We start from the raw sequence: 17,228 nt of genomic DNA, 5'->3' as shown, positions 1-17,228 counted from the left end.
GTATTGTGGCCCTTGTAGAGCGGCGACTCGAGATAGCGGGAAATGGCAAAGCGCACCAGAACGGCAACGGCGGCCGAGGCCGGCACGGCGATCAGCAAGCCGACGAAGCCGAACAGCGCGCCGAAGGCAAACAGCGAAAACATCAGCCACACCGGATGCAGGCCGACGCTTTTGCCGACCAGCCTCGGCTGCAGGATGTTGCCCTCGATAAACTGGCCGACGAAGAACACGCCGGCCACCGCGGCGACCATGGTCCAGTCCGGCCAGAACTGGACGAAGGCGACGCCGACGGCCAGCACCAGCCCGGTCAGCGAGCCGACATAGGGAATAAAAGAGATCAGCCCGGCGAACAGGCCGATGAGGATGCCGAAATTCAGGCCGGTCAAGGTCAGCCCGGTGGCGTACATGGCGCCCAGTACCAGGCACAGCGTGCCCTGGCCGCGCACAAAGCCGGCGGTGGCGGTATTGATGTCGTTGGCGATTGCCCTGACGGTCTGGACATAGTCGCGCGGTACCCAGCTGTCGACAATCGCCACCATGCGATCCCAGTCGAGCAGCATGTAGAAGGCGACGACGGGCGTGACGACGAACAGGCTGACCACCGATACCAACGCCACGCCGGAGCTCCAGATCGAGGTGAACACCGTGGTCAGGAGGCCAAAGCCGGAGGTCAGCAGCGAATTCAACCCTTCGCGCAGGCCATTGGCGTCGACGCCGAATTTCTCTTCCAGCCATCTCGGATCGAAGCTGGTGATCAGGGTCTGCAGGCGCGTAAGGTATTCCGGCAGCTTGCTGGCGAAATCGGCCATCTGCGAAGCCAGCACCGGAATCAGGATGACGAAGGCCAGTACCAGAACGACGATGAAGGCAAACAGGATGACAATCGTCGCCATCAGCCTGGACAGGCCGAGCCGCTGCAGCCGGTCTGCGACCGGGTCGAGGAAGTAGGCGAGCACCATGCCGGCGACGAACGGCAGCAGGATGCCGCTGAAGACATAGAGGAAGATCGCGAGGATGACGGCGCTGATCAGCCAGAAGCGGATTTGGCGGCGAAACACGCCAGACGCGGCAGCATCGGCAGCGGCAGCCTCGGCTGCCGCGTCGATGTCCTGGTCAGGTGTCCGGTTTGGAGCCTTCGCCATAGCCGCTCATATGCCTCAGCCAAGCCACGAGATAGGCTGCGGCCGAAGCCACGGTCAAGACCCCGGACAGCAATATGAGCACCGGCCTGAGCGGGTCGAGGTCGATGGCGAGGGCCAGCTCGCCCAGCACCACCGCCGCCAGCCCGATCTGGATGGCGGTGTTGGCTTTCGACACGAACAGCGGCTTCATCTCGACCGGGTGGGCCATGACGGTGGACAAAACGACGGCGCAGACGATCAGCGCATCGCGCGACACCATGGTGATGACCAGCCACAGCGGCAATTCACCGATGAAGCCCAGCACGACGAACACCGAGACCAGCAGCAATTTGTCGGCCATCGGATCGAGATAGGCGCCAAGCTGCGAAAACTGGTTGAAGTGGCGGGCGATGAAGCCGTCGACGCCGTCGGAAATGCCGGCGATCAGGAAGCCGGCGAAAGCCCAGTCCCATCGCGCCTGCAGCATGGCCAGCACCACGCCCGGCACCAGCACGAAACGCATGATCGTGATCATGTTGGGGATGGTCAAACGCATATCCCGTCGCTTCTGTTTTGATGATACATGATGGAGATGAGAGGCTACGGCAAGTGGCGACGCTCTCTCCTCGCTCACCTGCTCCACTCCAAACCGAAAAAACGAAGCTAGCGAATGACGATGGCACAGAGAATTACAATCGCCCTGCGTGTCACACTTTGCTATTTGGCCGGAGTGACAGAAAGCCTCTTAGCCTTCGCATCTTTCACAACTCCACACCGCGACTCGGCGATGCATGACCTTTTGACCACTTTCGTTCTTGCCTTGGTCGTCGGCCTTCTGGCGTCTTGGCCTCTCTGGTTAGTGGCTGCCGCCGTGGCGTTCGTTTTCGGGCGGTCAGTCGCCGTAAACCCAGGTGTCTGGAGTGTGGCGGCAAGTTTGATCGCCGCCGGTTTCTCCTACGGAGTCCTCCCGAGCGACGAGGTCAGGTCTTTAGCGACCGTCGGTGCCCTCGCCGCTGCGCTGGCGGGCATTTCTTTCTACTGCTGGAGCATAAGGAGCCCGGTTCGGCCGGTCTAATTGAACACCGCCATCGCCCGCTTGCCTTGCGGGGCAAAACCGTTCATGCGAAGAGCCCTCAAGCAAACGAAACAGCGATGAGCAGGCGCCGGAAAATGAGCAAGCGCAAGAACGGGCTCACCTATGCCGAGGCGGGTGTCGATATCGATGCCGGCAATCTCATGGTCGAGAAGATCAAGCCGCTGGTGCGCGCGACGCGCCGGCCGGGCGCCGATGGCGAGATCGGCGGCTTTGGCGGCCTGTTCGACCTCAAGGCCGCCGGCTTCACCGACCCGGTGCTGGTCGCCGCCAATGACGGCGTCGGCACCAAGCTGAAGATCGCCATCGATGCGGGCAAGCACGACACGATCGGCATCGACCTCGTCGCCATGTGCGTCAACGATATCGTCGTGCAGGGCGCCGAGCCATTGTTCTTCCTCGACTATTTCGCCACCGGCAAGCTCGATCCAGACCAGGGTGCTTCGATCGTCGGCGGCATCGCCGAGGGCTGCCGGCAGGCCGGATGCGCGCTGATCGGCGGCGAGACGGCGGAAATGCCCGGCATGTATCACGGCAACGACTACGACCTTGCCGGCTTTGCCGTGGGCGCGGCCGAACGCGGCCAATTGCTGCCGACCGACGACCTCGTCGAGGGTGATGTGCTGTTGGGGCTGGCCTCGTCGGGCGTGCATTCAAATGGCTTTTCGCTGGTCCGCCGCATCGTCGCCACCAGCGGCCTTGCGTGGACCGATCCAGCGCCCTTCAACGATGAAGCCACGCTGGCCGAGGCGCTGCTCGAGCCGACCCGCATCTACGTCAAGTCGATCCTCAAGGCGATCCGTAACACGCATGGCATCAAGGCGCTGGCCCACATCACCGGCGGCGGCTTTCCTGAAAACATCCCGCGCGTCCTGCCGAAGGATTTTTCCGCTGAGCTCGATCTCGATGCCATCGAGGTGCCGGCGGTATTCTCGTGGCTGGCGAAGACCGGCGGCGTGGCGCCCGCAGAGATGATGCGCACTTTCAACTGCGGTGTCGGCATGATCCTCGCCGTCGCCTCCGGCCAGGCGGCACAGGTCGCGGCCGTCCTGCAGGAGGCCGGTGAGAGCGTGACGCCGATCGGCCGCATCGTGCCGCGCCGCGACGCCGGCGTGATCTATCGGGGCTCGATCGGCCTATGAGCGCGCGCAAACGCACCGTGGTGCTGATTTCGGGGCGCGGCTCCAACATGACGGCGCTGATCGCCGCGGCCAGCAACCTGGACTATCCGGCCGAGATCGTCGGCGTCATTTCCGACCGGGCCAATGCCGCCGGTCTCGGTATCGCCGCGGCGCGCGGCATCGCCACCAAGGTGATCTCGCGAGCCGAGTATAGCAGCAAGGAAGCGCATGACGGGGCGATCGACGCCGCACTTGTCTCGTTCGGCGCCGAGATCGTGGCGCTGGCCGGTTACATGCGCATTCTCGGCGCGCGCTTCGTCGAGAAGTGGCTGGGACGGATGATCAACATCCACCCTGCCCTGTTGCCGGCCTTCAAGGGGCTGGATACGCATGCGCGAGCCATCCGCGCGGGCATCCGCATTCATGGGTGCACGGTGCATTTCGTCACCCTGGACATGGATGACGGCCCGATCATCGCCCAGGCCGCCGTGCCGGTGATGGTCGGCGACAATGAGGACATGCTCGCCGCGCGCGTGCTGAAGGCCGAGCACCGGCTTTATCCGCTGGCGCTCGGGCTGGTCGCCGAAGGCAAGGCGCGGATGGAGGGCGGCCGTACCGTGCTTGCCCACTTCGCCGACGATGCCGACAACAGCTCCTCCGTGGTCATGGCGCCCGATCCGCTGCGCGAGGAGACCGACCTCGAGCATCTGGCGCGCATCACGCCCTGAGCAGGAGAAGGCTGGCATGGCGACAACGAAGCAACTCCTTCTTCTGCGTCATGCCAAATCGAGCTGGGACGATCCTGACCTTATCGACTTCGACCGGCCGCTTTCCGGGCGCGGGGTGAAGGCCGCCCCGCTGGTCGGGCGCGAACTGGCCAGGCAGGGCTGGCTGCCGGACCTAGCGCTGGTGTCGCCGGCGCTGCGCAGCCGCGACACATGGCGGCTGGTCTCGGCGGAACTGCCGGCGAAAACGCCGGCCAAATTTGTTCAGGCGCTCTACGAGGCCAGCGCGGCAGACGTTCTCGCCAAGGTGCGGCAGGCAAATGCGGCAACGAGCAGCCTCTTAGTGCTCGGTCATAATCCCGGCCTGGAGGAATTCGCACGCCGGCTTGCCGGCGCCGGATCGGATGCCGCGGCACTCAAAAAGCTTGAAGAAAAATTCCCGACCGCAGCCCTGGCCCGCTTCGTTTTCGACGGTGACTGGGCACGGCTGGCGCTCGGCGATGCCCGGCTGACGCACTGCGTTTGGCCGAAGGATCTGCGCTAGCGCATGGGCTCGAAAATCGGAATTGATTTTTGCTGCGCTGACCTTCGGTTCGGAAAGGATCATGCGCAAAAATCAAGTGCTGCAGCCTCCTATGCGCGTGCAAAAACGGGGCGGGTGCTTAGGCTGAGACTTCTTGATAGGCAGAAGCAAAACGGCGGGCCAAGGCCCGCCGCACTTTGCGTTCCGGAGCTTGAGGGCTTAGCGGCGGCCCCAGTTGCCCCGGCCTGATTGAGGCACGACGGACTGGGCCGTCCCGGGATCGGGCGTCGCATTGGTGTTGACAGCGTTGTGCTCGGTCGGGAGCAGCTTGCCGATCGAACCCGTGAACGTGTTGTCGACGTTTCCAACAGCGGCATTGCCATGAGGCGTTGCCGGCTGGTTGACGCCATCCGAACCATAGTGGTCGCTGCCGGCAAAGGCGCTGCCTGTGGCAATGAGGATGGCGGCAGCGGTAAGAGCAATCTTGGTCATTTCAGGTACTCCAGTATTCATATTTTTCAGTGTTGTGTCCGTCTCGTGGCGTGCCTTGGGAGGATTTCGCGTCGCTCGGACTACCCCGAGGTGGGTTGGCATTGGGGCGGTTTCCAATCACAAAGATGTTCCGGCCATGCCGTGAATTGGGTGCTTGAAATCCGCCAAAAGGCTTCCTTCGCCACAATCTTCGACATCCTTTTCAATGCGTTAGGCGAATTTTCCTGCCGCGGGTGCACGGTATTTGTTGAGCCGGCGTTCACACCGTCCTGCACGACGCGTCAACAGAAACGAACCGATCGGTTCGATTTATGCTGATGCACAAATGTAATTCGCAGGTCTACCGGCTTTGCGTTGCTGCTCTAGACGTGCACGTCACCAAAGGAGAGTTCGCCATCGTCGCGAGCAGCCAGGAACGCGATGACCAGCAGGCAGGCATAGAGTGCGGCGACCAGCACGGCGATGACCACTCCAGGAATAGGCCCCAGGGCGGCGCTGGTGACGGCCTCGCGCACCGAACCGACGAAGCCGATGCGGACACCTTCGGTTAGAAGACCGGGAGTCGACAGTTTCAGGATCCAGGCCATCAGCAGGATCAGCAGCATGTGGATATAGTTTCGACGCAGACGGCGCGCCAACGCCGCTCGTTGCGAAATGAGGAATTTTGGAGCGCGCAGGCTTTCGCCGACGACCAACAGCCAATCGGACGCGAAGTCCGGCTGCGGCGAGAAAATCTGCGCGAAATAGTGCCGTTCGAACTGGCGCACGCGGGCCCGATAAACGTCGAAGAAGCGATACCGCCGCGCTTCTATCCACAGCAGCAACAAGACAAGCAGCATGGCAAAAAGCAGCACGCCGTGATGCGCGCTGGCCGTCGAAAGCGAGACGGACAACATCGCCGCGACAACCGTTATCGCCCAATTGCTCGTCCGGTCCAGGCGGTCGCGCCACCCCGTCATGCGCAGAATCTCGGCGCGATGAAAGTGCGACATCGTGGTTACGAGTTCACCGGACGAAAGTGTCCTTCCGATTGGGTCCGGCGCCGCCAACGCTTCTGCCATCACCATACCTCCACCCGCCCACGCAAAAACGGCCGGATGGATATATCGTTCCGACGCTTCACTTCGCCGCGCGCAGCCAGACCTTATTGTCGTGGAACGCAGCACCACCATAGGGCGCCGGCGCGTCGGCGCCGGTCAGGACGTTGATGCCCTCGCCGCGCTCGTGGGCGCTGTTCGGCCAGATACCTTCGGCGATTACGACGCCGCGCCTGATGCCTTCGAACAATCTTGCGTGCAACACGACTTCGCCCCGCGCATTGCCGATCTCGACGCGGTCGCCATTGGCCAGCCCATAGGCTGCCGCATCGTCCGGATGCAAAAGCAGTTCCGGCCGGCCCTCCTTGGCCTTCGACACCGGCGTCTCCGAAAAAGTCGAGTTGAGGAAATTGCGCGCCGGCGAGGTGGTCAGCCGGAACGGATGCGCCGCATCCGCCACCTCGATCAGGTCGACGTGGTCAGGGAATTCCGGCAGGCTTGCCACCGGCCCGAACAGGCCCATGCTTTTCGGCGGCCGGTTGGGCGCCGCCTGCCCGGTCCAGTCGGCGCGGAAGCGGAATTTTCCGTCCGCGTGGCCGAAGCCGTCAATAAAATGCGCCGCCTCGAAATCCGGCTGCAAATCGAGCCACTTTTCTTCCTTGAGGCTCGAAAAACTGCCGAGCCCGCGCTTGCCCAAAATGATGTCGATATGCTGCTGCTCGGTCATGCCAAAGCCAGGCCTGTCGCCAACACCGAGCCGCTTGCCGAGTTCCTCGATGACGAAATGGTTGGTGCGCGGCCCTTCCGGCGGGTCGATCAGCTTCGGACCGAGCGTGATGTGCTGGTTGCCGCCGCCCTTGTAGACATCGTCATGCTCGAGGAACATCGTCGCCGGCAGCACGACATCGGCGAGTTTTGCGGTGTCGGTCATGAACTGCTCGTGCACGCAGGAAAACAGGTCGTCGCGTAAAAAGCCCTGCTTCACCAGCCGCTGCTCCGGAGCGACATTGACCGGATTGGTGTTCTGGATCAGCAGCGCCGTCACCGGCGGGCCGCCATAAAGCGCATCCGCCGCCCCGGTCAGCACCGGGCCGATGCGCGAATGGTCGAGATGGCGGATCGCGGGGTCGCGCATCCGCGTGCCTTCCAGCAGTTCCTGGTTCAGCTTGAAGATACCCGAATTGGAATGGAAGGCGCCGCCGCCCTCATATTGCCAGCAGCCGGCGACCGCGGCGATCGAGGCTGCGGCATGCATGTTGACCGAGCCGTTGCGCTGGCGCGAGAAGCCGTAGCCGAGGCGGAAATAAGTTTTCTTCGTCGTGCCGACGAGACGGGCGAAGGCCTCGATCTCGTCGAGGGAAAGCCCGGTTATATCCGCCGCCCATTGCGGCGTCCTCGTCCGAAGATGCGCTTCCAGACCGTGCGGGTCGTCGGTGTATTTTTCCAAATAGGCGCGGTCGGCCATGCCGTCACGGAACAGCACATGCATCACCGCGCAGGCCAGCGCGCCGTCGGTGCCGGGCTTCAGCACCAGGCCGAGATCGGCCTGCTTCATCGTCGCATTCTCGTAGACGTCGATGACGACGATTTTGGCGCCGCGTTCCTTGCGCGCCTTGATCGCGTGGGTCATGACGTTGACCTGGGTGACCACGGCATTGGTGCCCCAGATCACCACGCAGTCGGACTTGGCCATCTCGCGCGGGTCGGGACCGCGCAACGCGCCGGCGCCCATCATCCAGCCGGTCCAAGCCAGATTGGTGCAGATAGAACCGAAGAAGCCGGAGTACTTTTTCGCGTGGCGCAGCCGCTCGATGCCGTCGCGCTGCACCAGCCCCATCGTGCCGGCATAGTAATAGGGCCAGACCGTCTCCGAGCCGTATTTTGCCTCGGCCGCAATGAATTTTTCGGCGACGAGGTCGAGTGCGGCCTCCCAGCTCGCTTCCTTCCAGACGCCTTCGCCCTTGGCGCCGGCGCGGATCAGCGGCTTCAGCAAGCGGTCAGGATGATGGACGCGGTCGGCATAGCGGGCGACCTTGGCGCAGATGACGCCTGATGTGTACGTGTTGGCCTTTGCGCCATGGACGCGGCCGATGCGCTTGCTGTCGAGCAGCTCGACTTCGAGCGCGCAGGTCGAAGGGCAATCATGCGGACAGGCCGAATGGCCGATCCTGAGCTTGGCGTGCTGATTCATAGGGCCAAACTAGCCGTTTATGGCGGCGGCGCGTAGGGCCAGATGGCGCTACTCCGCCGTGCCTTCCTCGTATTCCGCCGACATCGACAGCCATTTTTCCTCATGGGCGGCCAGCGTCTGGGCCAGTTGCGAGCGCTCCTTGGCCAGCCGTGTCGCCGTCGACGGGTCCTTTTCATAGACCGCCGGGTTGGCGAGCTCGTCCTCGATTAAGTCGATGCGCTTACGGATGCGGTCCATCAGCGCTTCGGTGGCGCGGATTTCCTTGGCCAGTGGCTCGAAGGTGGCGCGGCGTGCGGCCGCGTCGCGGCGGCGGTCGGCCTTCGAGGCTTTTTCGGCTTCGCGCTTGCCGCGGCGGTCGCCGGAGACACCGGTGACCAGCGTCTTGTAGTCATCGAGGTCGCCGTCAAAAGGATTGACCGTCCCATCCTTGACCAGCCATAGCCGGTCGGCCGTTGCCTCGAGCAGATGGCGGTCGTGCGAGATCAGGATGACGGCGCCGGGAAACTCGTTCAGCGCATGGATCAGCGATTCACGGCTGTCGATGTCGAGATGGTTGGTCGGTTCGTCGAGGATGAACAGGTTTGGGCCCTCGAAAGCCGACAGGCCCATCAGCAGTCGCGCCTTCTCGCCGCCCGACAGGTCCTTGGCGGCGGTGTTCACCTTTTCGGTGGTCAGGCCGAACTGGGCGACGCGGCCGCGCACTTTCGATTCCGGCGCTTCCGGCATCAGCCGGCGGACATGCTCATAGGCGTTTTCGTTCGGCCGGAGATCGTCGAGCTGATGCTGGGCAAAGATCGCCACCTTCAGCCCGGGCGCCACCGTCATGGTGCCGGTCTCCTGCTTCAGCCGGCCCGACAGAAGCTTGGCGAACGTCGACTTGCCGTTGCCATTGGCGCCAAGCAGCGCGATGCGGTCATCGGCGTCGATGCGCAGCGTCATCTTCTTCAGGATCGGCTGACCCTCGGTGTAGCCGACATTGACATTGTTCAGCGCGATGATCGGCGAGGCGACCGTCTTCACCGGCTCGGGAAAGGAGAACGGCCGCACGTTGTCGTTCACAATTGCGGCGATCGGCTTCATCTTCTCCAGCGCCTTGATGCGCGACTGCGCCTGTCTCGCCTTGGAAGCCTTGGCCCGAAAGCGCTCGACGAAGGATTCCATGTGCCTGCGCGCGGCTTCCTGCTTGACCCTGCCCTTCTCCTGCAATTCGCGCTGCTCGGTGTATTGGCGTTCGAACTGGTCGTAGCCGCCGCGCCAGAAAGTCAGCTTCTTCTGGTCGAGATGGACGATCGAGTTGACGGCGCGGTTGAGCAGGTCGCGGTCGTGCGAGATCAGAAGTACGGTGTGCAGATATTTCAACACGTAGTTTTCCAGCCACAGCGTGCCTTCAAGGTCGAGGTAGTTGGTCGGCTCGTCGAGCAGCAGCAGATCGGGCTCGGCAAACAGCACTGCGGCGAGTGCGACGCGCATGCGCCAGCCGCCGGAGAAAGACGAGGCTGGCCGCCGCTGGGCGTCGTCGTCGAAGCCGAGGCCGGCGAGGATGGTGGCCGCACGCGACTCGGCCGAATGGGCGTCGATATCGGCCAGCCGCATGTGGATGTCGGCGATGCGGTGCGGATCGGTCGCCGACTTTTCCTCCTCGATCAATGCGGAGCGTTCAAGGTCGGCCTTGAGCACGATCTCGATCAGCGGCTCCTCGGTGCCGGGCGCTTCCTGCGCCACCTGGCCTATGCGCGTGTTCTTCGGCAGGCTGATCGAACCGGTCTCGGAGGCGAGGTCGCCGGTAATCGCCTTGAACAAAGTGGTCTTGCCGGTGCCGTTGCGGCCGACGAGGCCTGCCTTGCTGCCGGCCGGCAAAGTCAGCGAGGCATGGTCGAGAAGCAGACGTCCGGCCATGCGGAGCGAAAGGTCGTTAATGATCAGCATGGCCGCGCTTTTGCACGGGACGTCAGCGCTTCGCAAGACCTTGAGCGCCGCTTGGCCGGATAAGGCATGAAAATGGCCGGCAGCGGCAGATTGCCTGATGCTGCGGGAGGAAAGTTCCGATCGCCGGCCTCACCGGATCAGAGAGCCAGCCCCGGGTTGGGCCGGAACTGCTGCGACGACGGGGCGCCTGGCGAGCATCGGCTTCTCGCATCGGAAAATTGCAGTTTTGTCACATTTGTCAGTTGATTGACTGTCCAACGCGGTCGTCTTCCGCGATCACCCCATGACGCAACGGCAAGACTCAGCTATCTCTAGGTACGCGGCGGACCTGATACCCGCCTGGCCGGCGTCATCGCTCCCCTCCCAAGCGGCGCCGGCCACTTTTTCTGCGTTCCATCACTGCGCCGGCGGCGTGCCGGGTTGCTCATCGCCTGACGTCGACTTGGGTGCAGGGTCGACCTGTGGGTTTTGATCGGCGCCGGGGGCTTTTGTCGGTGGGATGTTGTTATCGCAAGCCGCGACAGCCAGCGCTGCCGCCAAAACGAGCCAGGTCGGGGCCAGCAAAATTGAAAGCTTGTTCATCGCAACCTCCTGTCATCGGGCAAACGAGACGGTGCCGATTTGGTTGCACGCTCAGGCAGAGCTCGGGGCGTTCGGAAAGCGGGAACAAAACGAGAGAGCGAGGAACAAAACGCGGGCTCTTCGGTTGGTCCACACCAATGGAGAAAATCATGATCCGTCTGCTCATAGCCGGTGCCGCAGTCTACGTGGCCTACCGTATAGTCAGGGAAATCATTGACGAGGTGCCCGACGACTTCGATCCGCCGTTGCTGCCGCCTCCCGATGACGACGAGTCGTTGCGGCGGCAGTCGGCGGCAATGGGCGTAGAGCCCGAGCGCTAGGTCCAGTTCATCGGCGGGTGCGCCAGTAGAAACGGACGCATCGATCGCAACTTTCACGCCGAAACCGTTGCGAACAAAGCGGAAACGATGCTTGATGGGCAATGAACCTCGCTGCCCGTGATTCGACCTTCCGGCCTGCCTATCTCGCGAAGCTGAATGCCGAGCAGTGCATTGCCGTCGAGCATGGCGACGGCAAGGTCGCCGGGCCGCTGTTGGTGATCGCCGGGGCCGGCTCCGGCAAGACCAGCACGCTGGCGCATCGCGTCGCGCATCTGATCGTCAGGGGCGCTGACCCGAGGCGCATCCTTTTGATGACGTTTTCGCGTCGTGCCGCATCGGAAATGGCCAAGCGGGTCGAGCGCATCGCCGGCGAGGTGCTCGGCCGAGACGCTTCCATCATCACCGATGCGCTGAGCTGGGCCGGCACGTTTCACGGCATCGGCGCCAGGCTGCTGCGCGATTATGCGCTGGAGATCGGCCTCGATCCGGCCTTCACCATCCATGACCGCGAGGATTCGGCCGACTTGATGAACCTCGCCCGGCACGAACTCGGCTTCTCCAAAACCGAAGGCCGTTTTCCGACCAAGGGCACGTGCCTGGCGATCTATTCGCGTGCCGTCAACGCGCAGGCGCCGCTCGGCGAGATTCTCGGTTCGGTGTTTCCCTGGTGCGCGGGTTGGGCAGAACAGCTTAAGACGCTGTTCGCCCGATATGTCGAGACCAAGCAGGCGCAGAACGTGCTCGATTACGACGACCTGCTGCTCTACTGGGCGCAGATGGCCGGCGAGCCGGAGATATCAGCGCATCTGGGCGGGCGCTTCGACCATGTGCTGGTCGACGAATACCAGGATACCAACCGGCTGCAGGCCTCGATCCTCATGGCGCTCAAGCCGGACGGCTCCGGGCTGACGGTGGTCGGCGACGATGCGCAGTCGATCTATTCGTTTCGAGCGGCGGAAGTGCGCAACATCCTCGACTTCCCCAAACAGTTCGCGCAGCCGGCCGAGATCGTCATGCTTGAGCGCAACTACCGCTCGACCGAGACCATCCTGGCCGCCGCCAATGCGGTGATCGCCGAGGCCTCGGAGCGCTTTACCAAGAACCTCTGGTCGGAGCGCAAATCGGCGGAAAAGCCGAGGCTGGTCAGCGTTCGCGACGAAGCCGAGCAGGCGAGTTACGTCTGCCAGGCTATCCTGAGCGAGCGTGAGGCCGGCACGGCGCTGAAAGCGCAGGCCGTGCTGTTTCGCGCCTCGCACCACAGCGGGCCGCTGGAGATCGAGCTGACGCGCCGCAACATCCCGTTCGTCAAGTTCGGCGGGCTGAAATTCCTCGACGCCGCCCATGTCAAGGACGTGCTGGCGGTGCTGCGCTTCGCCGAGAACCCGCGTGACCGCGTCGCCGGTTTTCGCGTGCTGCAGCTTTTGCCCGGTATCGGCCCTTCGGCGGCTTCGCAGATCGTCGACACCATGGCGACTTCGCTCGACGAAACGATGGGGCTGGCGCGCTACCGGCCGCCGCAACGCGCCGCCGACGACTGGCCGGGTTTCGTCGCGCTGTTCTCGCAGCTTCGCACCGGGTCGGGAAAATGGCCTGTTGATCTCGAACAGGTCAGGCTCTGGTATGAGCCGCATCTCGACCGCATCCACGAGGACGCAACGACGCGCCGGGCCGATATTCTGCAGCTCGAACAGATCGCCTCGGGCTATGCCTCGCGCGAGCGTTTCCTGACCGAACTGACGCTCGATCCGCCGGATGCAACCAGCGACGAGGCCGGGCCGCCGCATCGCGACGAGGACTATCTGATCCTGTCGACCATCCATTCCGCCAAGGGCCAGGAATGGAAGAACGTCTTCGTGCTCAACACCGTCGACGGCTGCATCCCGATCGATCTCGCCGTCGGCTCGAAGGAGGATATCGACGAGGAGCGCCGCCTGCTCTACGTGGCGATGACGCGGGCCAAGGACGGCCTGCACCTGGTCATGCCGCAGCGCTTCTTCGTCCACGGCCAGGCGGCGCGCGGCGATCGCCACGTTTACGCCTCGCGCACCCGCTTCATCCCGGCCTCGATCCTCGGCGCCTTCGAACAGACATCATGGGCGAGCGTCCAGGCCAAGGACGATCCGCGCCGCCAGCCGCAAGTGCGCGTCGACCTTGGCGCCCGCATGCGCGAGATGTGGAAGTAGGCTGCCTTTCGACACGGCGCTGATGCCACGGAGCTTGGTGGCGAAAATCAAATCTCGGCAACATGGAACCTGATGCCGCAATCCGCGTTTCTGGGCGTCCGATTCAGATCGGAGAGCGGCGTCCGCCGTCACCTCCGCCCAATTCGAGAGGCAAGAATGCACGACACGATGCTCTTCACCCCCGTCGCCGTTACCGTCGGCGCCGGCCACAAGCGCATAATCGCTTCGCTCTTCGACATGCATGAGTTCCTGACCGAGTTCCCGCCATCGCGGCGACGCCTGAGCTATGGCGCGGCGGTGAAGGCCTGCGAGGCGGCGCGCGCCGGCGAGATGTCACCCGAAGCGGCGCGGGATGCCTTGATCACCTTCGCGGCGGCGGCAGGCATTCTCTGGCCTTCGGCCCAACCGGCAGTCTCGGTCAAGCCGGTCGCGCGGGGCCAGGGCGGATACGCCGCATGACTGGCTAGGCCTCTTTTGCGACTATCGCCCGCCGAAGATGCTGTTCATCTTCGACGGGTTTTCCGACCATGGGGTATCAGGCGCGGCCCTCAATGGACCGTCATCAGGTCGCCGTTCGGCAAACCGCTCAATGCCGCCGCTTCAAAGCTGACTTGGTCTCGGCCGTTTGATTTAGCCCTGTATAGGTGTTTATCCGCCACAACGAACATCTCGGCATAGGTGGTCGGTCCGCTGAAGGCGACGCCGCCGATGCTTACCGAGAGGGGACAGGGTTGCCCGCCCGGGGAAAAATCCGCCTCGCGGATACGGCGCCGTATCGCCTCCGCGACCAGTGAGGAATGCGAAGGGTCGGCGCCGGGAAGGAAGACTGCGAATTCCTCACCGCCAATTCGCCCGACGATGTCGGCGCCGCGCAGCTGGTCTTGAATGGTCTTGGCGATCAGCTTGAGGGCCTGATCGCCACAGTCGTGGCCGAGGCGATCGTTGACGGACTTGAAATGATCGGCGTCGACAATCAGCAAGGCGCCGGAGCTGGCGACAGAATGGCTGCGAGCTTGCTCGAGATAGGCTTCGACAAGCATTGAAAACGCGCCGCGGTTGAACACCGCTGTCAGGCTGTCGGTCGCCGCGACAATTGTCAGTTCCTTTTGCGCGATTGCCAGCTGGCGCATTTTCCACATCAGGAAAGACAGGAACGAACCGGCCAGCACCAGCGGCAGCAGCAGATCGGTGAGTTTCGCCCGCCACAGCGCTTCAGGCGAAAGATACGGGAAATTGAAGGAATCGACGAAGAAGGCGGCAGCGATGCACACTGCGGTGCCGGCGACGGTGACCGCCACCACCCTGCCCCAACTCGTGGGGGAAAAATCGATCCGCATGCATTGCTCCCGCTATGGCAGGCTATTTTGAAGCGGGAACACGAATGAAGTCCTAAGACTTTGCTTCAATTCGATCGTGATCGATCCGGATAATCCCAAATCAGGCGAAGGCGCGGCCCTCTTCGCTGCGCTGGAACAGCGTCAGGTCAAGCGGCACCGAAGGCCGGCCGAGAACGGTCAGGATCGCGTGCGCCTGGCCGCGGTGATGGGTCTGGTGGTTGAAGAAATGATCAAGCGCCGGCGCCAATCGCTGCGAGACGGTGCGCATATCGGAGACGGTCATGTAGGAGAAGCGGCCGGACAAAGCCTTGTCGCTTAACGCCCCGACCCAGTCGATAATCCTTTTGTCTTCGGCCTCGCGCGCCAGCTGCAAGCCCGGCAAGGCGCGGTGCAGGATCGTATCGAGCCTGGCCGGCGCGTCGCCCTCGCCGGTAAAGCGCCTCATCCAGATGCGGTCGGCAGTCAGAACATGGTTGAGCGTGCCCATCATCGAGCCGAAGAAAACCCCGACATTGCGGTGAAATTCTTCCTCGTCGAGATCGGCGGCGGCATCGTAGATGCGGCTATTGGCCCATTGATTGTAGGCCGCAAACATCCTGAAGTGCTGTTTCATCTTTTTCTCCCGACCCGCGAGACCCCGTTTCGGGTGCCTACCGCATCGGCCCGAAACGTCGCTCTAGTAGACCGCAAGGAAGCTGCCGCCAATGACCATTCTGCTCTATGACCTCGTCGGACGCGATGCCGCCCGTCCGTTCAGCCCACATTGCTGGAAGGCGACGATGGCGCTTGCCCACAAGGGGGTCGACATCTCAACCGTGCCGACGCGTTTTCTCGAAGTGCCCACTGTTGAAGGCGGCGCTTCGAAATTCGTTCCGGTGATCCGCGACGGCGAGAAGGTGGTCGCCGATTCCTTCGCCATCGCGCTCTATCTCGATGAGGCCTATCCTGAGCGGCCGACATTGTTTTCCGGCGACGGCGGCAAGGCGATGGCGCGCTTCATCGAACGCTGGTCGCAACTGACCATCCACCCCTATGTCACCACTGCGGCGATCATGGACCTCCACGCCATGCAGGATGAGCCGAACGCCGCCTATTTCCGCCAGAGCCGCGAGCAGCGCTTCGGCAAGAGACTGGAAGAGGTGATGGCGGCGCGAGACCTCGGCCTTGGCGCCTTCCGCGCCTCGCTGGAGCCGTTGCGCTCGATGCTCACCTATCAGCCGTTCATCGGCGGCCAATCACCGCTGTTTGCCGACTACATCGTCTTCGGCGCGCTGCAATGGGCGCGCATCGCCTCACCCTACCGGTTGCTCGACGACAGCGATGTGGTGGCGCAGTGGTTCGAGCGCTGCCTCGATTTGCATGGCGGCCTCGGCCGCAAGGTGGCGGCGGCTGCCGCATAGGGCAGTAGGGCAGTAGGTATGCGCACCGCCATGACTTACTGCCCTACTCCCCTACTCCCCTAACAAAGGCAGCACGACCCCATGACGTCAGGCCCGGAATTCCCGGACGATTTTCGCGCCGAGTTGGGCAACCTCTTCCTGTGGCGGCGGGACGTCAGGCGATTCAAGCCGACGCCGCTTCCGGAAGGCGCTCTGGAGCGGCTGCTTGACCTCGCCGGCATTGCGCCCTCGGTCGGGCTGAGCCAGCCCTGGCGTTTCGTCATGGTCGAGAGTGCGGAATGCCGCGCCGCGGTCAGGACATGCTTCGAGCGCTGCAATGCAGAGGCGCTCGCATCGTTCGACGGCGAACGCGCCGCGCGCTATGCACGCCTGAAGCTCGCCGGCTTGAACGAGGCGCCCTGTCAATTCGCGGTTTTCGCCGACCGCGCGACAGAACAGGGACATGGGCTCGGCCGCCTGACCATGCCCGCCACCATCGAATATTCGGCGGTGATGGCGATCCACACCTTTTGGCTGGCGGCGCGCGCGGAAGGAATAGGCATGGGCTGGGTCTCGATCCTCGATCCGGCCGAAATGGCGACGATCCTGGACGCGCCGCCGGAGTGGACGCTGATCGGTTACTTCTGCGTCGGCTATCCGAGCGAGAACCACAGCGTGCCGGAACTGGAACGGGAAGGCTGGGAAGTCCGGCGCGCTTCGATCGTAATAAGGCGGTAGTGCAACGGCGGCGCTGCCAGTCTTTGCGAGGAAGAATGGATATCATGGATGTTTCGCCAGTCGCCGGCGTTGCCGACGAGGCACCATGGCGAAGCCAGCCGCGACGGCTTGATCGGAGGAAGGCACAAAATGTTTCGCTACGACGTGCAGGCCGAGATCTGGGTCTATCCAGGCAAGGGCGGCTGGCATTTCGTGACGCTGCCGCCGGAGCTTGGGGCACGGATCAAGACGGCGACGGCGGGGATGGCACGGCCCTGGGGCTCGCTTGGCGTGGAAGCCATCATCGGCCAGACCAGATGGCGGACATCGCTGTTTCCTGACAAGAAGTCCGGCAGCCTGCTCTTGCCGATCAAGACGGCGGTCCGTGTCCGCGAAGGCCTTCGGGCTGGCGACACGGCCAACCTGACGATCGAGATGCAGTTCTGACAACATTGGTTCTGGCTGACGGCGACAGGCTATG

Annotated in this window: 18 protein-coding genes; 9 read left to right on the top strand and 9 right to left on the bottom strand. The window is 63.3% G+C overall.

The features are described 5' to 3' along the window. Positions 1-1,142, bottom strand: a 1,142-nt coding sequence (locus tag EOA78_RS19680) for an AI-2E family transporter (protein ID WP_164783830.1), incomplete at its 3' end; no start/stop codon positions are given. Continuing rightward, entirely contained in the window at positions 1,114-1,671 is a 558-nt protein-coding gene (locus EOA78_RS19675) for a CDP-alcohol phosphatidyltransferase family protein (RefSeq protein WP_127316572.1), read from the bottom strand. The genes EOA78_RS19680 and EOA78_RS19675, both read right to left, overlap by 29 nt. Before the next feature lie 620 nt (positions 1,672-2,291). Between EOA78_RS19675 and purM the strand changes: the two genes are divergently transcribed. The 3 genes from purM to EOA78_RS19660 are packed head-to-tail and all read left to right on the top strand — an operon-like array spanning position 2,292 to position 4,604. Further along, positions 2,292-3,356: a phosphoribosylformylglycinamidine cyclo-ligase gene (gene purM, locus EOA78_RS19670; RefSeq protein WP_245477593.1), complete on the top strand. Its 1,065-nt coding sequence runs from the start codon at positions 2,292-2,294 to the stop codon at positions 3,354-3,356. Beyond that, the gene (gene purN, locus EOA78_RS19665) at positions 3,353-4,063 is read left to right on the top strand and encodes a phosphoribosylglycinamide formyltransferase (RefSeq protein WP_127316568.1); all 711 of its coding nucleotides are present in this window, start codon (positions 3,353-3,355) and stop codon (positions 4,061-4,063) included. Before purM ends, purN begins: the two co-directional genes overlap by 4 nt. A gap of 16 nt (positions 4,064-4,079) precedes the next feature. After that, on the top strand, positions 4,080-4,604 hold the full coding sequence (locus tag EOA78_RS19660) for a histidine phosphatase family protein (RefSeq protein WP_127316567.1): 525 nt from the start codon (positions 4,080-4,082) through the stop codon (positions 4,602-4,604). 198 nt (positions 4,605-4,802) lie between these two features. Here the strand turns inward: EOA78_RS19660 and EOA78_RS19655 are convergent, their stop codons facing one another. The 5 genes from EOA78_RS19655 to EOA78_RS19635 form a co-directional block, all read right to left on the bottom strand. After that, positions 4,803-5,075: a DUF680 domain-containing protein gene (locus EOA78_RS19655; protein WP_127316566.1), complete on the bottom strand. Its 273-nt coding sequence runs from the start codon at positions 5,073-5,075 to the stop codon at positions 4,803-4,805. Positions 5,076-5,437: 362 nt separating this feature from the next. Then, positions 5,438-6,136: a DUF2270 domain-containing protein gene (locus EOA78_RS19650; protein WP_127316565.1), complete on the bottom strand. Its 699-nt coding sequence runs from the start codon at positions 6,134-6,136 to the stop codon at positions 5,438-5,440. A gap of 58 nt (positions 6,137-6,194) precedes the next feature. Then, the gene (locus EOA78_RS19645; protein WP_127316564.1) at positions 6,195-8,303 is read right to left on the bottom strand and encodes a molybdopterin oxidoreductase family protein; all 2,109 of its coding nucleotides are present in this window, start codon (positions 8,301-8,303) and stop codon (positions 6,195-6,197) included. 48 nt (positions 8,304-8,351) lie between these two features. Continuing rightward, a complete protein-coding gene (locus EOA78_RS19640) occupies positions 8,352-10,229 on the bottom strand; it encodes an ABC-F family ATP-binding cassette domain-containing protein (RefSeq protein WP_127316563.1) in 1,878 nt (625 codons plus the stop codon). Between the two features lie 396 nt (positions 10,230-10,625). After that, a complete protein-coding gene (locus EOA78_RS19635) occupies positions 10,626-10,811 on the bottom strand; it encodes a hypothetical protein (RefSeq protein ID WP_065008966.1) in 186 nt (61 codons plus the stop codon). A 149-nt stretch (positions 10,812-10,960) separates the two neighbouring features. Between EOA78_RS19635 and EOA78_RS36040 the strand changes: the two genes are divergently transcribed. From EOA78_RS36040 to EOA78_RS19625, 3 genes are all read left to right on the top strand, one after another. Next, the gene (locus tag EOA78_RS36040; protein ID WP_082982452.1) at positions 10,961-11,131 is read left to right on the top strand and encodes a hypothetical protein; all 171 of its coding nucleotides are present in this window, start codon (positions 10,961-10,963) and stop codon (positions 11,129-11,131) included. Positions 11,132-11,232: 101 nt separating this feature from the next. Continuing rightward, complete coding sequence (locus EOA78_RS19630) at positions 11,233-13,314, top strand: ATP-dependent helicase (RefSeq protein ID WP_127316562.1); 2,082 nt, start codon at positions 11,233-11,235, stop codon at positions 13,312-13,314. A gap of 156 nt (positions 13,315-13,470) precedes the next feature. Next, positions 13,471-13,773, top strand: a complete 303-nt coding sequence (locus EOA78_RS19625; RefSeq protein WP_127316561.1) for a DUF982 domain-containing protein — start codon at positions 13,471-13,473, stop codon at positions 13,771-13,773. An 89-nt stretch (positions 13,774-13,862) separates the two neighbouring features. On the opposite strand, the gene EOA78_RS19620 is transcribed toward EOA78_RS19625, so the two are convergent. Further along, positions 13,863-14,651 carry a GGDEF domain-containing protein gene (locus tag EOA78_RS19620; RefSeq protein ID WP_127316560.1) on the bottom strand — a complete coding sequence of 263 codons (789 nt, stop codon included), beginning with the start codon at positions 14,649-14,651 and terminating at the stop codon, positions 13,863-13,865. A gap of 100 nt (positions 14,652-14,751) precedes the next feature. Next, positions 14,752-15,264 (bottom strand): DinB family protein, encoded by a 513-nt coding sequence (locus EOA78_RS19615; RefSeq protein WP_127316559.1) that lies wholly within the window; start codon positions 15,262-15,264, stop codon positions 14,752-14,754. 91 nt (positions 15,265-15,355) lie between these two features. Here EOA78_RS19615 and EOA78_RS19610 point away from each other — a divergent pair, with 91 nt between their 5' ends. The 3 genes from EOA78_RS19610 to EOA78_RS19600 all read left to right on the top strand — a co-directional run bounded on the left by EOA78_RS19610 (position 15,356) and on the right by EOA78_RS19600 (position 17,194). Next, the gene (locus EOA78_RS19610; RefSeq protein ID WP_127316558.1) at positions 15,356-16,051 is read left to right on the top strand and encodes a glutathione S-transferase family protein; all 696 of its coding nucleotides are present in this window, start codon (positions 15,356-15,358) and stop codon (positions 16,049-16,051) included. 81 nt (positions 16,052-16,132) lie between these two features. Continuing rightward, positions 16,133-16,768, top strand: coding sequence for a 5,6-dimethylbenzimidazole synthase (gene bluB / locus EOA78_RS19605; protein WP_127316557.1), 636 nt, complete (start codon positions 16,133-16,135; stop codon positions 16,766-16,768). A 129-nt stretch (positions 16,769-16,897) separates the two neighbouring features. Then, positions 16,898-17,194 (top strand): DUF1905 domain-containing protein, encoded by a 297-nt coding sequence (locus tag EOA78_RS19600; RefSeq protein ID WP_127316556.1) that lies wholly within the window; start codon positions 16,898-16,900, stop codon positions 17,192-17,194. The last annotated feature ends 34 nt before the right edge of the window (positions 17,195-17,228 follow it).

The sequence above is a fragment of the Mesorhizobium sp. M5C.F.Cr.IN.023.01.1.1 genome (genome assembly GCF_003997585.1).
Lineage (GTDB): Bacteria > Pseudomonadota > Alphaproteobacteria > Rhizobiales > Rhizobiaceae > Mesorhizobium > Mesorhizobium wenxiniae.
The sequence above is the reverse complement of the archived record's forward strand: the minus strand, read 5'-3'. Positions and strand labels throughout refer to the sequence as shown.

Excerpts from the sequence above, each read along its gene's own strand:
- purM (WP_245477593.1), top strand. The coding sequence starts at position 2,292 with ATGAGCAAGCGCAAGAACGGGCTCACCTATGCCGAGGCGGGTGTCGAT.
- purN (WP_127316568.1), top strand. The coding sequence starts at position 3,353 with ATGAGCGCGCGCAAACGCACCGTGGTGCTGATTTCGGGGCGCGGCTCC.
- EOA78_RS19660 (WP_127316567.1), top strand. The coding sequence starts at position 4,080 with ATGGCGACAACGAAGCAACTCCTTCTTCTGCGTCATGCCAAATCGAGC.
- EOA78_RS19655 (WP_127316566.1), bottom strand. The coding sequence starts at position 5,075 with ATGACCAAGATTGCTCTTACCGCTGCCGCCATCCTCATTGCCACAGGC.
- EOA78_RS19650 (WP_127316565.1), bottom strand. The coding sequence starts at position 6,136 with ATGGCAGAAGCGTTGGCGGCGCCGGACCCAATCGGAAGGACACTTTCG.
- EOA78_RS19645 (WP_127316564.1), bottom strand. The coding sequence starts at position 8,303 with ATGAATCAGCACGCCAAGCTCAGGATCGGCCATTCGGCCTGTCCGCAT.
- EOA78_RS19640 (WP_127316563.1), bottom strand. The coding sequence starts at position 10,229 with ATGCTGATCATTAACGACCTTTCGCTCCGCATGGCCGGACGTCTGCTT.
- EOA78_RS19635 (WP_065008966.1), bottom strand. The coding sequence starts at position 10,811 with ATGAACAAGCTTTCAATTTTGCTGGCCCCGACCTGGCTCGTTTTGGCG.
- EOA78_RS36040 (WP_082982452.1), top strand. The coding sequence starts at position 10,961 with ATGATCCGTCTGCTCATAGCCGGTGCCGCAGTCTACGTGGCCTACCGT.
- EOA78_RS19630 (WP_127316562.1), top strand. The coding sequence starts at position 11,233 with ATGAACCTCGCTGCCCGTGATTCGACCTTCCGGCCTGCCTATCTCGCG.
- EOA78_RS19625 (WP_127316561.1), top strand. The coding sequence starts at position 13,471 with ATGCACGACACGATGCTCTTCACCCCCGTCGCCGTTACCGTCGGCGCC.
- EOA78_RS19620 (WP_127316560.1), bottom strand. The coding sequence starts at position 14,651 with ATGCGGATCGATTTTTCCCCCACGAGTTGGGGCAGGGTGGTGGCGGTC.
- EOA78_RS19615 (WP_127316559.1), bottom strand. The coding sequence starts at position 15,264 with ATGAAACAGCACTTCAGGATGTTTGCGGCCTACAATCAATGGGCCAAT.
- EOA78_RS19610 (WP_127316558.1), top strand. The coding sequence starts at position 15,356 with ATGACCATTCTGCTCTATGACCTCGTCGGACGCGATGCCGCCCGTCCG.
- bluB (WP_127316557.1), top strand. The coding sequence starts at position 16,133 with ATGACGTCAGGCCCGGAATTCCCGGACGATTTTCGCGCCGAGTTGGGC.
- EOA78_RS19600 (WP_127316556.1), top strand. The coding sequence starts at position 16,898 with ATGTTTCGCTACGACGTGCAGGCCGAGATCTGGGTCTATCCAGGCAAG.